The following is a 15,577-nucleotide window of genomic DNA, read 5'->3' on the forward strand; positions in this document are numbered from 1 at the left end:
TTCCGGCACATAGTCCTTGCGGAAGTCCTTGGCGCCGTGCTCCATCTGCTGCTGGTCCAGCACCGGCTCAAAGCCTTTGTCGATATTGACTCGCTGCTGGGCCGACGCGATCAAGGCCAGGTCCTCATTGCGCTGCTTCTGCTGCTCCGGCGACAACTGCGGTGGCGGCTTGTTGTCGCGCCGGGCCAGATCCTCCTGCAACTGCCGGCCATGCTCGCGCTCCAGCGCCTGGCGCAAGGGTTTTGGCTGGTCCTTGCCGTCGCAGCGCTTGAAATAGTCCTGCTGCGGCTGGCTGTGCGCGGACTCGTAAAAGCAGCGCGACCCAGGTATCCAGCGGTGGATGCGCCAGCCGGTGATCCAGGCGATCTGGCTGCGCAACACGTCTTCCAGCCCACCAGGCTGGGCTTGTTCCAGCCAGGCGTTGAAGCGGGTGACCAGTTCAGGAGATACAAAAAATTCAGCCCGAGTCTCCGGACCCATCACCCGCCACGGCTCGGTCTCGCGCACGCTGAGTGGTAGCGCCAGTTCCGGCAGGGTGAAGGGCGCGCCGGCCTCGAAAGCGGCGCGGTACATATCGTGCAGCGGTATCTGCGACAGCAGCAGCCATTGCCGTTTGGGAAACTCGGGATCCACGCCCTTGCCCTGCTCGCCGATGCTGTAGCCGCCGCCGACATCGCTGTGCACGCCGGGGTACAGGGTCTCGACGCAGCCGGCGCGGTAGCGCGACGCGGCATTGGCCTGCTTGGGGTCGTCGCGGCGGCGGATGCTGTCCAATGGAAAGCTGGCGCGCTGCTCGTGGGCTGCGACGAAGTGCTGACACTGCTCCAGGAACAGGGGGTTGTCGGACAGGCGCAGCTGGCTGTCGCTGGCCCAGGCCATGTGGCCGTCGCACATCGGCACGCTATTGGCCAGGCCGACGGTGGCGACGGTATCGAACAGGCCCATAAAGCGAATCGAGATCGGGATGCCGATCAGGCTGTGCTGGACGTCCACCGCGTCGGCCGGCGCGTCTTCGGGGCGGGTCAGCGCCTCCAGCCAGCGGGCGAACACCCGGGCTTCGGCGGCGCCGCGCGAGAAACCGTAAACGTAGAGGCGGATGCCCAGCACCGTCGGCCGGGACCTGGCGTAGCGGGCCTCGGCCAGTGCCTCCAGGTGCGGCTGCAAGGCATCCTGGCGGTAACGGTAGCCGTTCGGCTGCGAGCCGGCGGTGCGCATCTGTGTGGTGATCAGCGTTTTGGCCACCTCATCATTTAATCCATCGCCGGTGTAGTTAATCGACAACGCATCAATGATTCGCGTCAACCCCCAGTTGATGCGGTCCTCGCCGCCGTTGGCGAAGATCAGGCCACTGCTCATCGGCTTCAGCTCACCGATTTCCGGGAATCGGGTGCCGACGCCGGGAATGTAGTAGCGGTATAAGCCTTGATCTTTCATCGTAGCGGCTGGTTTGTTTACGTTGCCAACGTCTTGTTTTCTTATGCCCAAGGTCGCGTGATAAAGCCGAGCAATATTGCTAGTGCACGGTGGCTTGGTCTTGCTATCGGATTCCTCGTGGTTGTTGGTGCCGTCGAAGAACAGCGAAATGGTGATGCTCTTGGTGCAACTGGTCGAGGAATAGGCCGGGCCGCCCTCGGCGGCGGCCTTGCGGCGGCGGGCTTTCTCGGCGTTCTCGTCGCGGGCCTGTACGTTCAGGTTCTGCCGGCGTTCGGCCAGGGTGGTTGGCAATAAACCGCCCTCAGGGAAAGGGGCCGCACGTAGCTGCACTGCTGCCGGCGGTGGACGCTCGTCTATTTGGGACATGTCTTGGGCTCCTTGGTTTGGTAGAACGCTTTATAGGGGTAATCAGGGTGCAGGGGGCTGCGGCAAGTACTCACGACGCGGACCTCATCGCAAGGCAAGAAATGGACTTGCACACCGCAGGACTTCTCATAGCGCGGGATTTCGAGGGTGGCGCGGTGTTGGGTGTAGTTGGCGGCATGGTGCTCGTAGGCTTCCATATCGTACTGACGCCCGGTTCTATCCAGTGCAATCGGAGCCCTGGGGTTGGGATCTTTTTCCCACTCGACGGTGGCCATCAAACCGGGCCGCCATTGGCGCGGCAGCGAGGCGCAGCACGACTGGGAACCGCCACCATTATTGAAAGGGCTGATGTTGTGACCACCGGCGCGGTTGACGCTGAAGTTATTGATATTGGCCGAGGTGTGGTTGTAACCGGAAACCGGCGCGGGCAGCATCTCATTGGCCGGATTGCGGCCCATGGCGCTGGCCGGCAGCCAGGGCAGCACGGCGAGCGCCAGCAGGGTCAGGCTGCGTTGGGTGAATCGCCACAGGATGGCGAAATCAAACATGATGGGCTCCTTTTTTATGGTGACGGGGGACGGCACAAGCGGGTAAGCACGGAAACACAGGGAAAGACACGGGTCCGGCTTGGGGGTGTTGTCCGTGCCCTTCCGTGTGTTTCCGTGGCAAAAACGGCATGGAACAGCCGGACGATATTCGAGGTGTTCGGCGGCTTGGCCTCACGGTCCGACGGCTCATGGTTATTGGTGCCATCGAAGAACAGCGAGATGGTGATGCTCTTGGTGCAACTGGTCGAGGAATAGGCTGGGCCGCCCTCGGCGGCGCGACGGCGACGGCGGGCTTTTTCGGCGTTCTCGTCGCGGGCCTGCACGTTCAGGTTCTGCCGGCGCTCGGCCAGGGTGGTTGGCAATAGGCCGCCTTCCGGGAAGGGGCCGGAACGAATGCGCACGGCTTCCGGGCTTGGACGTGACTCTACTTGGGGCATGTCTTAGGCTCCTTGATCTGGTAGAACTCCTTGTAGGGGTAGTCAGGGTGACGCGGACCGTAGCAAGAACTGACCACACGGACCTCATTACATGGCAGAAAATGGACCTGTACACCGCAGGATTTCTCATAGCGCGGGATTTCGACGACGGCGCGGTGTTGGGTGTAGTTGGCGGCATGGCGCTCGTAGGCTTCCATATCGTACTGACGCCCGGTTCTATCCAGTGCAATCGGAGCCCTGGGGTTGGGATCCTTTTCCCACTCGACGGTGGCCATCAAACCGGGCCGCCATTGGCGCGGCAGCGCGGCGCAGCAAATTTGTTTGCCGCCTCCGCTAAATGGGCTGACATTAGGGCCGCCTGCACGGTTGACGCTGAAGCGGTTGATGTTGGCCGAGGTGTGGTTATAGCCCTCGACGCCGGCGGGGAGCATCTCCATGGCCGGGTTGGTGCCCATGGCCTGGACCGGCAACAGCATGGCGCAGGCCAGCAGGGCTAGGCTGGCTTGGGAGGACCGCCAGGTGGCGAACTCAGACATGGTCAATTCCTTTTGCGGTGATGGGAAACGGCACAAGCTGGTAAGCACGGAAACACAGGGAAAAACACGGCGCGGGCTTTGGGGGTTCTGTCCGTGTCCTTCCGTGTCTTTCCGTGTGCTTCCGTGGAGAAAGCGGTATGGAACAGCCGGGCGATATTCGAGGTGTTCGGCGGCTTGGCTTCACGGTCCGATGGCTCATGGTTATTGGTGCCATCGAAGAACAAGGAAATGGTGATGCGCTTGGTGCAACTGGTCGAGGAATAGGCCGGGCCGCCCTCGGCGGCTCGGCGGCGGCGGCGGGCTTTTTCGGCGTTCTCGTCACCGGCCTGTACGTTCAGGTTCTGCCGGCGTTCGGCCAGCGTGGTGGGTAGCAGGCCGCTTTCGGGGAAGGGGGCTGAGCGAAGCTGTACCGCTTCGGGCTTGGGACGATTGTCTATTTGGGACATGTCTTGGGCTCCTGCATTCTGAGGGGTTCTTGTACGGGGTAGCCAGGATCGCCGTAATAGCCACCGCAATAGCTCACCACTCTGATCTGATCGCATGGCAGGAAGTGGACGTTGAGGCCACAGGATTTCTCATAGCGTGGGATTTCTACGACGGCGCGGTGTTGGGTGTAGTTGGCGGCATGGCGCTCGTAGGCGTCGGCCCATTCCCGTGAGTTAGGACGTAAGGAAGTCAGCGCAGGATCACGGGGGTTGGGGTCTTTTTCCCACTCGACGGTGGCCATCAGTCCAGGCCGCCATTGGCGCGACAATGAGGCACAGCAGGATTGTTTGCCGCCGCCGCTAAACGGGCTGGCATTGGGGCCGCCGGCGCGGTTGACGCTAAAGCGGTTGATATTGGCGGAGGTGTGGTTATAGCCTTCGACGCCGGCGGGAACCATTTCGGTGGACGGTTTATTGCCCATGGCCTGTGCCGGCAGCCAGGGCAGCACGGCGAGCCAGAACCCACCTAAGGCACGCAAGATGGTGCTGAGGAGACGACTAGTCATGGCGATGTGCCGGCTTGCGCGGCCAATTGCTTGGCAATCCAGTCGCCGCGCCCCGGCTCTTCCCATAGCGATTGGGCGTCCGCCTGACAGCTCAGCGCCGCCAGTTGGTCCAATAAGGCTTCCCGGCCGCTCAGTTCCGGTTCGTCTTCCAGCCGCTGTTGCAGCAGCGCATGGGCTTCGACATAGGCTTCCAGTTGCTGGCGCTGCTCGGCGCTCAGCCGCAGCGGCGCTTCCGCCGCCGGGATGTTGTCGGCCGGGGGGCTGAGGCTGGCCAGTTCGCCGTCGCGGTTGCGCCACAGCCAGCGGTCGATATTGTGATTTAGCGCAGCGGATTGCTCCGGCGCCAGGACCTGTTGCACCACGCGCAGCAGCCGCGGGTCGTAGTAGCGCAGCAGCGTTGTGGCGCCGTCGTCCAGCTCCGCCAGCAGGCAGCGGCGCAGTTGTTGGGCCAGGGTGGGCAGCGGGCTGGGGCTGAGCAGGGCCAGCCATTGCGGCTGCTGCCACAGCATGCTGAGCGTGCTGTCCAGCCAGTCGCAATGGCCGGGCTGCGACAGCATCACCCGCACCAGCAGCGGCGAATCCTGGCGCAGATCGCTCAAGAGGGTGTCGTCGAACAGGGGCAGGCATTCCAGCGGCGGCTGGATCAGGGCGATGCGGCGGAGCCAGTTGTCGCCGTCGGCGGCGGGGTCCAGCAGCAGGTCCAGATGGCCGTAGCGCCGCTGCGCCGCGGCGGCGCTGAGCTGGTCGAGATAGCGGTGGTGGAGTTCGGTCATATCGCTTCCTTGCCTAGGCGGCGGTTTCCAGCGGGACCAGCGGATTGGCGCTCGCCAAGGCTTAGCGCAGGCATTCCTTGCACACCGAGGCCAGCAGTTCCGGCAAGGGCAGGGTCTGACCGCCACCGCGTGCAGCGATTCGCCGCTGCCCAGGTTGATGTCGTCGCCGGCTTGCAGGTGGATGGCCTGGCCGGCGCTGGCGAGCAGCGAGGCCGGAGTGCAGACCGTGGATGGAGAACAGCGCGTAGCGGTCCAGCAGGGAGACGAGGTCGATGTCCTGGCGGGCGGAAGTGACGCGGATATCGGCGGCGAAGGGCCGGCCCAAGGTTTCGTGCAGGGTGAAGGATTCGACCGACAGCAGTTCGGCCGGCAGGTCGGCGATCTTCAGGTGGTAGTGCTGTTGTGGCGGCATGGCGGCTTCTCCGGAAGATACAACGAAGAAGCTAAATACATTAACTTAATGGCCAGCCTGTTTATATAGGATTTATCCTAAAAATATGCCATTAAAATTCAAACTAAAATTGTTTTTATTAAGACCATATAAACTGCGCAACAGCGCGGCTTTAGCTCCTCGTCGCGCTTTTACAATTAAAAAACGGCGGGGAGTCCCCCGCCGTTTCTCACTGTAGCCGCCTCAACGCTTGAGTTTGGCGAACGCCGCCGCCATCGCGGTATCGCCGGCCGGTTGCTGGCCGCGCTGGCGATCGCCGCCGCGCCGGTCCTGCGCGCGCGGGCCGTCGTTGCGCAGGCCGCGGCTATTGCCGGCGCCCGGCGTGTCGTCCAAGCGCATGGTCAGCGCGATGCGCTTGCGCGCCGCGTCCACCTCCATCACCTTGACCTTGACCACATCGCCGGCCTTGACCACCTTGCGCGGGTCGTCGACGAACTTGTTGGACAAGGCCGAGATGTGAACCAGTCCATCCTGATGCACGCCAATATCGACGAAGGCGCCGAAGTTGGCGACATTGGTGACCACACCCTCCAACACCATGCCCGGCTGCAGGTCCTTGATGTCCTCGACGCCGTCCTGGAAGGTGGCGGTCTTGAACTCCGGACGCGGGTCGCGGCCCGGCTTGTCCAGCTCGCGCAGGATGTCCATCACCGTGGGCAGGCCGAAGCGTTCGTCGGTGTAGTCCACCGCCTTCACGGTTTTGAGGAAGCCGGAATCGCCCAGCAGCGATTTCATCTCGCGGCCGGTTTTCAGCACAATCTGCTCCACCACCGGATAGGCTTCCGGATGCACGGCGGAGCCGTCCAGCGGGTTATCGCCATCACGGATGCGCAGGAAGCCGGCCGCCTGTTCGAAGGTTTTGTCGCCCAGCCGCGGCACTTTCAGCAATTGCTTGCGGCTGCGGAAGGCGCCGTTCTGATCGCGATAGGACACGATATTGGCCGCCAATGTGGCGTTGAGGCCGGAGATGCGGGTCAGCAGCGGCACAGAGGCGGTGTTGACGTCCACGCCGACGGCGTTGACGCAATCCTCCACCACAGCGTCCAAGGCGCGCGCCAATTGACTCTGGTTGACGTCATGCTGGTACTGGCCGACGCCGATGGACTTGGGATCGATTTTCACCAGTTCGGCCAGCGGGTCCTGCAAACGGCGGGCAATGGACACCGCGCCGCGCAGGGATACGTCCAGGTCCGGGAATTCCCGCGCCGCCAGTTCCGACGCCGAATATACCGAAGCGCCGGCTTCGGACACCACGATCTTGGTCATGCCCAATTGCGGATAGGCGCGGATCAGCTCCTGCGCCAGCTTGTCGGTTTCCCGGCTGGCGGTGCCGTTGCCGATGGCGATCAGATCCACGCGATGACGCGCGCACAAGGCGCCCAGCACCGCCAGCGAACGGTCCCAATCGCGGCGCGGCTCGTGCGGATAAATGGTGGCGGTGTCCAGCAGCTTGCCGGTGCCGTCCACCACCGCCACCTTGCAGCCGGTGCGCAGGCCCGGGTCCAGGCCCAAGGTGGCGCGCTGGCCGGCCGGGGCCGCCAGCAAGAGATCATGCAGATTGTCCGCGAACACCTTGATCGCCTCGGCGTCGGCGGCGTCCTTGAGCCGCGACACCAGTTCCAGCTCCAGCGACAGGAAAATCTTGGCGCGCCAGCACAAGCGCACGGTGTCCAGCAGCCATTTGTCGGCCGGACGGCCGGCGTCGCGCACGCCGAAGCGCGCGGCGATCAGTTGCTCGTAGGCGGAGCGTTCGGTGATCGGGGTTTCGTCCGGCTGGTATTTCAGCGTCAGACTCAGCACGCCCTCGTTGCGGCCGCGCAATAACGCCAGCGCGCGGTGCGAGGGCGTGGCGCGGATGGCTTCGCGGTGTTCGAAATAATCGGAAAACTTGGCGCCCTCGTTCTCCTTGCCAGCCACGACCTGGCCAACCAGCTCGCCCTCGTTCCACAGCTTTTCGCGCAGTTGGCCCAAGAGCTCAGCATCTTCGGCGAAGCGCTCGATCAGGATGGCGCGCGCCCCGTCCAGCGCCGCCTTGGCGTCGGCCACGCCGGCTTCGGCGTTGACATAGGCGGCCGCGGCGACGTTGGGGTCCTGGCTAGGATCGGTCAACAGGCCGTCGGCCAAGGGCTCCAGCCCGGCTTCGCGCGCGATCTGCGCCTTGGTGCGGCGCTTGGGTTTGTAGGGGAGGTAAAGGTCTTCCAGCGCGGTCTTGTTGTCCGCGGCATAGAGCGCGGCTTCCAGTTCGGGGCTCAGTTTGCCTTGCTCGGAGATGCTGCCGAGGATGCTGACGCGGCGTTCGTCCAGCTCGCGCAGATAGACCAGGCGCTCGGCCAGCGTGCGCAGCTGGGTGTCGTCCAGGCCACCGGTGGCTTCCTTACGGTAGCGGGCGATGAAGGGAACGGTGGCGCCGCCGTCTATCAGGTCGATGGTGGCGGCGACTTGCGCCTCGCGGACGGAAAGTTCGGCCGCCAGGCGGCTGGAAATGCTTTTCAACATCGGTTTTTATTCTTTCGAGTTGAACAAAAACCGCTACTGTACCGCCATCGCCGACAAAATCAACCGGGACGCCGCATTGGGCGTCCCGAAATCAGCGCCGCCGGACAAGTCAGGTCCCCGCCGCCACCGGGCTTTCCAACCAGGCCTGGGCCTCTTCCGCGGTATCAAAATACTGAGTGCGGGTATTGGACAACAAGCCGGCGATGTGGGCGGCCAGCTTGATCCAAACATCGCTGACCACCAGCGCCACGCGGCCGACGTGATTTTCATGGGCACGCATGAATTTGACCTCTTCCAGCGCCATGTCCAGCGTGAAATCCTTCAGTTCGGTCAGGTCCAGCAGCAGATCGGGCTTTGCACGCTCGGACTGGCGCTTGAGCAGGGCCTCCTCCAGCAGCTTGAAGTCCGCCAGCGTGAATTCGTTGTACAGCGCCACGTCCAGGCCGTAGTGTTGTTCGCGTATCGAGATCATGTCCTTCTCCTTTGCTGTGTCGCTTTCATTTTAAGGCTTGGCCGCACTGGCGCGGCAAGCTTTTTCAGCCGGCCGGCAGCGTCTTGAGCCAGGCGGCTAGCCGCCCGCGGGCATTGCGGCAGGGCGAGGCGGTATTGAACTGAATCATCCGCCCGCGCGTCCATTTGTCGTACCAGGGGCCGCCGTAAAGCGCCTCGTCGGAATAGCTCTCCACCAGCGCCTCTACCTGACGCTGGCTATCGTCCAGCATCGCGCACAGCCGCGCCCAGTCGTCGACATCCCCGTAATCGCGGTAGAACTTCTGCGCCAACAAGCCCAACTGATTCCAACGGTAGCCGGTGTCGGGAAAGTCCATAGGCAAGCCATCCCGCTCCAATCGATGCCACTTCAGCACCAGCGCCTGCCAGCCCAGCAGATAGGCCATCAGGTCCGCGGCGCTCATCCGGCTGCCCTTGGCGTGCCCGTCCATTTCCTGAGCGAAAGCGCGCTCCGGCGGCACCCGCGCCAGCACCGCGCTCAAGCGCCGGTATTCGTCCCTCATCGCCGCCAACAAGGCGGCCTTGCCCGCAGGCACCGTCATCGCCGTTCCCTCGCCGCGTCCGGTCAAACACCGGACCATGGTGGCAGCTTAACGCCGGCTGGCCAACATGCCGCTGACGATGATCAAACCCATCGCCGCCAGGCCGGCGGCGCTGAGCGGGTCGCCCCACAAGCCGACGCCCAGCAAAGTGGAAAACACCACGGTCAGGTAAGACAGATTGGCGGCCAAGAGCTTGCGCCCCACCTTGTAGGCGCGGGTCATCGCCAATTGGGCGATGGTGGCGGTGGCGCCCAAGCCCAGCAGCAGCCACGCGTTCTCCAGCGTCACCGGATGCCAGGTTTCAAACAGCATCAACAGCAGGCCGCCCAGCGTGGAAATCAGCGCGAAATAGAACACGACCTTCCATTCCGGCTCGCCCTGGCGGCCCAGTTCCCGCACATGCAGATAGGACCAGCCGGCCAGCAGGCCGGAGCCGACGCCAAGCAAACCGGCCACCCAGGCCTCGCTGGACAAGGTGGGCCGCAGCAACAGCACCACGCCGACAAAGCCCAGCGCCAGGCCGGCCAGCGCCTGCTTGGGCAGGCGCTCGCGCAACAGCGCCACCGACAGCAGCGCCAGGAACATCGGCGAGGTGTAGTTGAGCGTCACCGCCGTGGACAAGGGCAAATGGGCGATGGCGTAGAAATACAGCAATAAGGAAGCGTAGCCGATCAGGCCGCGCTGCACGTGATAGCGCAGCAAGGGCGTGGAGAAGCGCTCGCGCCGCCACAAAGCCGCCGCGCCCAGCGTGACCACGCCCACCAGAGTGCGCCAGAACACCAGCTCGGTGGAGGAGAAATATTCGGCGCCCAGCTTGACGAACACCCCCATCAGGCCGAAAAACACCGCCGCCACCACCATCCAGCCCGAACCCAGGCGCCACTTTCCACTAGTCAAACCACATTATCCTTATTCATTCTTGTTGAACCCCCAAGCTCTGCTTCAACGCAAGGCCGCCATCAGGCCGGACCCCACTATCAACACCATCGCCGCCAGCGACCAGGCGCTCAGCGGATCGCCCCACAACACCACGCCCAGCAGCGCGGAAAACAGCACCGTCAGATAGCCGAAGCTGGCCACCAGGTATTTACGTCCGTCCTTGTAAGCGCGGGTCATCGCCAATTGTCCCAACATACCGCACACGCCAACCCCAAGCAGCGGCAAGACATTGTCCGCCGTCACCGCGCTGAAACCCGGCCCCAAAGCCAGCCAGATGCCGCCGAACACGCTGGAAATGGCGAAAAACCAGAACACCACCTTCCAGGACGGCTCCCCCATCCGCCCCAACTCGCGCACCTGAAACACCGCGAAGCCGGCGCTGACGCCGGACATCAGACCAATCAAGCCTGCCAGCCACTGCTCTGAGCTGAAAGTGGGGCGCAGCAGGATAACGATGCCGACGAAGCCCAGCAACAGGGCCAGGCCGGTGCGCGGCGTCAGCCGGTCTTTCAACTTGATCACACACAGCAAGGCGAAGAACAGCGAGGAGGTGTAGTTCAACGTGACCGCCGTGGACAAGGGCAGCCGGGTCAGCGCATAGAACAGCGCCACCATGGACGCGTAGCCCACGAAGCTGCGCTTGACGTGCCCGCGCCAATGCGGCGTCCACGGCGACTGGCGCTTCCAGGCCATCGCAGCGCCCAAAGCCAGCGCGCCGATGGCGGTGCGCCAGAACAGCAGCTCGGTGGAAGCGAAGGCGTCGGCGCCCAGCTTGACGAACATGCTCATCAGCGCAAAACACAACGCCGCCACCACCATCCAGCCGGAACCCAGCCGGCCTTGGCGCAAGCGCCGTCCCATGGCCCGCGCGCCGTCGCTCAACGCCGGCGTCATCGCTTCAACAATTCAAGCGACAGGCAGATGGCCTCCATCTGCCGACGATAGGTTTTGAATTCAGAAGCGTTGGCGGCGCAGCGTGCCTCGGCCATGCGCTTTTTGTCCCCCAACTGAAACACATGCAGGTTGTGGCGGACAATCCACAGCCGATTGGAAACGAAGCGGCCGTCGCGGTATTCGGTCACCAGCCGGCCGCTGCGGCTGTTGACGCGGGCGAAATTGGCGGCTTCGCGATTGTCGTCCTCCCGGCGGTATTTTTGCGCCAGCCGGGCCAGGGTGTCGCCGCGCCCCGGCTTGCGCGAGAACACCTGCACATCGATGGCGGCGCGCTCGCGCTGATCGGCTTTGGGCGGCACCACCCGCAGCACGCGCTGGCCGTCCACCACGCTGGGGCGAACCTTCCAGCCCGGCGGCACATTGAAACGCACGCGGCTCACGGCATCGGTGTAGACAGCGGCCTGGACCAACGGAGCCAGCAAGGCCAGCGACAAGGGCAAACAGCGGAAAAGCGTTTTGAGCATGGAATCGGGCAAACCAGATAAGAGCCTGCTCACAATCCGGCGAGCAAGACAAGACGAAGACGGCGGAAGCAGCGGCATGTGCTGACGGTACATGAGCATTCTGCAGCGGTCCTCCCGCGTGACGCCTTCCAACGCGCGGCAAACTTTGAACAGGCTCGTAAAAAAGGCGCGGACAAGTCCGCGCCTTTGCATTATGACACCGCAAGCCGTCGCTTAACCAGTCAGCGCCTCGCCCATCTTGCGTCGGTAGAACTCGTGGAAGTGCAGCATGCCTTCTTCGGTGGGCGATTGATAAGGCCCCACCTCGCTCTCGCCGCGCATCCACAAGGCACGGCGGCCTTCGTGCATCCGGTAGCAGATCTCGTCGTCTTCCTTGGCGGTTTCAAAATAGGCCGCCTGCTCCGCTTCGATAAACTCCGGCTCGAACCACACCACGTCCTCCGGGTAGTAGAACTCGGTCAACACCGTGCACTGCTCCGGCCCGCGCGGCATCACCACGCTGACCACCAGCACATGCGGATACCACTCCACCATGATGTTGGGGTAGTACGTCAGCCAAATGGCGCCGAACTCCGGCTGCTGATCGGCATAGCGGCGGCGGACTTCCTCGTGCCACTTGCCGTAGACGCGGGAGCCGGAGGTGGCCAGTTGGTTCTTCACACCCACGGTTTGTACATGGTATTGCGCGCCCCACTCCCACTTCAGATCGTCGCAATCGACGAAATTGCCGAGGCCGGGGTGGAAGGGATCGACGTGGTAGTCCTCGGAATACACTTCGATGAAGGTCTTCCAGTTGAAGGCGTACTCCGTCAGATGGCTGGAATGGTAGGCGTAGCCGTCAAAGCTCATGTGCTTGGCCACGCCCAGGTTTTCCAGGTCGCGCGCCACATTGCGGCGCGCGTCGAACAGCAGGCCGTTCCAACGCGTCAGTTCGGTCTGGATCAGGTTCAAGCACGGCGTCTCCGGGAAATGCGGCGCGCCCAGCAAAGAGCCTTCGGCGTCGTAAGTCCAACCATGCAAATTGCAGACGATATGATTGCCGTTGCCGCGGCCCTTATAAATGATGGCCTGGCGGTGACGGCATACATTGGAGATCAGCTTGATCCGGCCATCCACATTCTTGAGCATCTTGCCGTGCCCCATCCATTCCAGAGTCTGATAATCGCCGGCGTTGGGCGTCATCAGCTCATGGCCATAGTAGATGGGCGCGTCTCCAAACAGCAGCCGCTGTTCCTGAGCGTAATAGGCAGGATCAAAATAGGTATAGACGGGTAGCTGGGCAGCAGATGCTTGAAGCATCTGCGCGGAAGCCAGATCAGACATTATTCCCACACCTCCGGTAGAAGATATAAGACCAGCCGAATCTCGCTTAAAACGAGTTTGCGGGACTATCAAAAACAATCAACAAAAACAAGGCCGAACCTTGCAACAGAGGGGCGGATTATGCCCCCGCCCCCCCACTGGGGCAAGCCTTTCCTCTCTACCGGAAGTAGGTTTTTGGCGTAAAAACATCAGCTTGCCGTACCCAAATCATACTTAGAATAATATTTTTGATAGGAATCAAAGATTTAGCATTCACGCTGCAATGCAATATTAGAGTCGCTTAATTCATGATGTTATAATCACCGTCATCGCCTCCGTCCGGCTTTGAGCCACGGCCCCTTCTGGACTGTAGCCGATATGCCGCCAGTTACAATGCCTGCCGCGTAAATACAGGCGCAGCCATGCTTTTCGCCGATGGCCCGGCAGCGCTGACGCCAGCTTCCGGCGATGCTATACCGATTGAAAAGCCGTGCCCGCCACAGCGAGAACCCACCCTCGCCGCCGCGGCCGCAAGCTTGGGATCCATGGCGACAAAACCGCTGATTTTTGCCTAAATGCCAAATTTTACGACTCATCGCGCCACGCGCCTGCAGCCTGCGACACCGCTCGGTCGGTGCCGGACCGTCGTTCGCGCCCATTCCCCCCGCGCGTCACAGGAAAGCCTCTGAAAACATGCAAACCTTTTTCCTCGCTCCCATCGGCTTCAACGCCGGCCTGACCTCGGTGGCGCTGGGCGCCATCCACAGCCTGGAGCAAGCCGGCCTGCGCGTCGGCTTCGTCAAACCCATCGCCCAGGGCGCGGACCCCAAGGAGCCGGAACGCTCCACCCACTTCGCCCGCGCCATCTGCCGGCTCAATCCGCCGGAGCCGATTCCGATGGAGCGGGTGGAACGCCTGCTGTCAAAAGGCCAGGTGGATCAATTGATGGAAGAAGTGGTCAGCCTGTATCAACAGGCGGCCAATCAGGTGGACGTGGTGCTGGTGGAGGGCCTGGTGCCGGACCAGAAACAGGTGTTCTCCACCTTTCTAAACACGAAGATCGCGCGCAATCTGCAAGCGCAGACCATCCTGGTCAGCGCGGCCGACAACCTGGCCAGCCACGAGATCGCCGAGCAGCTGGAAATGAGCATTCAGGCCTTTGGCGGCGGCCAGGGCGGCCAGATCGCCGGCTACATCCTCAACCGGGTGCCCAAGGACCAGAACGCTCAGGACATCGCCACCGAGGTGCTGGAAAGCGGCAGCTTGATGAAAAAGGCGCGGCTGCCGATGCTGGGCGCCATCCCGCACGAGCCGGAACTGCTGGCGCCGCGCACCCTGGACGTGGCCAATCATCTGAAGGCGCGGCTGTTGCACGCCGGCCAACTGACCAGCCGCCGCGTGCGCACCATGGTGGTGACCGCTCGCACCGTTCCTAATATCGTGCACCTGCTCAAGCCCGGCGCGCTGATCATCACTCCCGGCGACCGCGAGGACATCGTGCTGGCCACCGCGATGGCGGCGATGAACGGGGTGCCGCTGGCCGGGCTGTTGCTGACCTGCGATTCGATGCCGGACCCGCGCATCATGCTGCTGTGCCAGCAGGCCTTTACCGGCGGCATGCCGGTGATGGCCAGCGAATCCAACACCTTCGACACCAGCAGCGCGCTCAACAATATGAGCCTGCAAGTGCCGTCCGACGACCGCGAGCGCATGGAGCGAGTGATCGAATTCGTCGCCGAGCACCTGAACGTGGCGCCGCTGAAACAATACATCGGCACGCCTCAGGAACTGCGCCTGCCGCCGCCTGCCTTCCGTTACCAGCTGATGGAAAAGGCGCGCAAGGCCAATAAACGCATCGTGCTGCCGGAAGGCAACGAGCCGCGCACCATCCAGGCCGCCGCCATCTGCCACGAGAAGGGCATCGCCCGCTGCGTGCTGATCGGCCAGCGCGCCGAAATCCTGCAAGTGGCGGAAGCCCAGGGCGTGACACTGCCGGAGTCGGTGGAAATCATCGATCCCAACGAGGTCCGCGGCCGTTACGTGCCCCCCATGGTCGAGCTGCGCAAGAGCAAGGGCCTGAACGCTCCGATGGCCGAACAGCAATTGGAAGACAATGTGGTGATGGGCACCATGATGCTGGCGCTGGACGAAGTGGACGGCCTGGTGTCCGGCGCGGTGCACACCACCGCCAACACCATCCGCCCCGCCTTGCAGCTGATCAAGACCGCGCCGGGCGCCAGCATCGTGTCCAGCGTGTTCTTTATGCTGATGCCGGAGCAGGTGCTGGTCTACGGCGACTGCGCGGTGAACCCCGATCCTGACGCCGAACAGTTGGCCGACATCGCCATACAGTCGGCGGACTCCGCCGCCGCTTTCGGCATTCCGCCGCGTGTGGCGATGATCTCCTACTCCACCGGCTCCTCCGGCAGCGGATCGGACGTGGAGAAAGTCCGGGAAGCCACCCGCATCGCCAAGGAAAAGCGCCCGGATCTGATGATAGACGGCCCGATGCAGTACGACGCCGCCAGCGTGGAATCGGTAGGCCGCCAGAAGGCGCCGGACAGCGAAGTGGCCGGCCGCGCCACCGTGTTCGTATTCCCGGACCTCAACACGGGCAACACCACTTACAAGGCCGTTCAGCGCTCAGCCAATGTGGTGTCGGTGGGCCCGATGCTGCAAGGCCTGCGCAAGCCGGTCAACGATCTGTCGCGCGGCGCGCTGGTGGACGACATTGTCTACACCATCGCCTTGACCGCGCTGCAGGCCGAGCAAGGCGAGTCCATCTAAAGAACCTGTTCAAAGTCTCTGAGTAGTAGCGTAGTGTGAGAAAGTCT

General features: G+C 63.0%; 16 protein-coding genes. 1 reads left to right on the plus strand and 15 read right to left on the minus strand.

Annotated features, from left to right (window positions below; all coding sequences use genetic code 11):
- The 15 genes from MOV80_RS22900 to MOV80_RS22970 form a co-directional block, all read right to left on the minus strand.
- Positions 1–1,725 (minus strand): DUF2235 domain-containing protein (locus tag MOV80_RS22900; RefSeq protein ID WP_249605534.1); only part of this gene is annotated, 1,725 nt, incomplete at its 3' end.
- 62 nt (positions 1,726–1,787) lie between these two features.
- Entirely contained in the window at positions 1,788–2,348 is a 561-nt protein-coding gene (locus MOV80_RS22905; RefSeq protein WP_118268133.1) for a DUF3304 domain-containing protein, read from the minus strand.
- Between the two features lie 14 nt (positions 2,349–2,362).
- The gene (locus MOV80_RS22910) at positions 2,363–2,785 is read right to left on the minus strand and encodes a hypothetical protein (RefSeq protein WP_146176076.1); all 423 of its coding nucleotides are present in this window, start codon (positions 2,783–2,785) and stop codon (positions 2,363–2,365) included.
- On the minus strand, positions 2,773–3,321 hold the full coding sequence (locus MOV80_RS22915) for a DUF3304 domain-containing protein (protein WP_107731815.1): 549 nt from the start codon (positions 3,319–3,321) through the stop codon (positions 2,773–2,775). Before MOV80_RS22915 ends, MOV80_RS22910 begins: the two co-directional genes overlap by 13 nt.
- Before the next feature lie 2 nt (positions 3,322–3,323).
- Positions 3,324–3,767, minus strand: a complete 444-nt coding sequence (locus tag MOV80_RS22920) for a hypothetical protein (RefSeq protein WP_146176075.1) — start codon at positions 3,765–3,767, stop codon at positions 3,324–3,326.
- Positions 3,755–4,312, minus strand: coding sequence for a DUF3304 domain-containing protein (locus MOV80_RS22925; protein ID WP_249605535.1), 558 nt, complete (start codon positions 4,310–4,312; stop codon positions 3,755–3,757). The genes MOV80_RS22920 and MOV80_RS22925 overlap by 13 nt, the downstream gene beginning before the upstream one ends.
- On the minus strand, positions 4,309–5,085 hold the full coding sequence (locus MOV80_RS22930) for a DUF4123 domain-containing protein (protein WP_107731813.1): 777 nt from the start codon (positions 5,083–5,085) through the stop codon (positions 4,309–4,311). The genes MOV80_RS22925 and MOV80_RS22930 overlap by 4 nt, the downstream gene beginning before the upstream one ends.
- A 61-nt stretch (positions 5,086–5,146) precedes the next feature.
- On the minus strand, positions 5,147–5,497 hold the full coding sequence (locus tag MOV80_RS22935) for a hypothetical protein (RefSeq protein WP_107731812.1): 351 nt from the start codon (positions 5,495–5,497) through the stop codon (positions 5,147–5,149).
- A gap of 222 nt (positions 5,498–5,719) precedes the next feature.
- The gene (locus tag MOV80_RS22940) at positions 5,720–8,032 is read right to left on the minus strand and encodes a Tex family protein (protein ID WP_107731811.1); all 2,313 of its coding nucleotides are present in this window, start codon (positions 8,030–8,032) and stop codon (positions 5,720–5,722) included.
- A gap of 109 nt (positions 8,033–8,141) precedes the next feature.
- Positions 8,142–8,504 carry an STAS/SEC14 domain-containing protein gene (locus MOV80_RS22945; RefSeq protein ID WP_019100258.1) on the minus strand — a complete coding sequence of 121 codons (363 nt, stop codon included), beginning with the start codon at positions 8,502–8,504 and terminating at the stop codon, positions 8,142–8,144.
- A 64-nt stretch (positions 8,505–8,568) separates the two neighbouring features.
- Entirely contained in the window at positions 8,569–9,084 is a 516-nt protein-coding gene (locus tag MOV80_RS22950) for a ClbS/DfsB family four-helix bundle protein (RefSeq protein WP_118268134.1), read from the minus strand.
- A 48-nt stretch (positions 9,085–9,132) separates the two neighbouring features.
- Complete coding sequence (locus MOV80_RS22955) at positions 9,133–9,981, minus strand: DMT family transporter (protein WP_240333825.1); 849 nt, start codon at positions 9,979–9,981, stop codon at positions 9,133–9,135.
- A gap of 45 nt (positions 9,982–10,026) precedes the next feature.
- Positions 10,027–10,917 carry a DMT family transporter gene (locus MOV80_RS22960; protein WP_233423304.1) on the minus strand — a complete coding sequence of 297 codons (891 nt, stop codon included), beginning with the start codon at positions 10,915–10,917 and terminating at the stop codon, positions 10,027–10,029.
- Positions 10,914–11,441, minus strand: a complete 528-nt coding sequence (locus tag MOV80_RS22965; RefSeq protein ID WP_081575974.1) for a hypothetical protein — start codon at positions 11,439–11,441, stop codon at positions 10,914–10,916. The genes MOV80_RS22960 and MOV80_RS22965 overlap by 4 nt, the downstream gene beginning before the upstream one ends.
- 213 nt (positions 11,442–11,654) lie before the next feature.
- Complete coding sequence (locus tag MOV80_RS22970) at positions 11,655–12,764, minus strand: aromatic ring-hydroxylating dioxygenase subunit alpha (RefSeq protein ID WP_043590401.1); 1,110 nt, start codon at positions 12,762–12,764, stop codon at positions 11,655–11,657.
- A 672-nt stretch (positions 12,765–13,436) separates the two neighbouring features.
- On the opposite strand from MOV80_RS22970, the gene pta reads away from it, so the two are divergent.
- Positions 13,437–15,530 (plus strand): phosphate acetyltransferase, encoded by a 2,094-nt coding sequence (gene pta, locus MOV80_RS22975; RefSeq protein ID WP_043590402.1) that lies wholly within the window; start codon positions 13,437–13,439, stop codon positions 15,528–15,530.
- Positions 15,531–15,577 lie beyond the last annotated feature (47 nt).

The organism is Chromobacterium sp. IRSSSOUMB001, assembly GCF_023507765.1.
In the GTDB taxonomy this organism is placed as follows: domain Bacteria; phylum Pseudomonadota; class Gammaproteobacteria; order Burkholderiales; family Chromobacteriaceae; genus Chromobacterium; species Chromobacterium haemolyticum.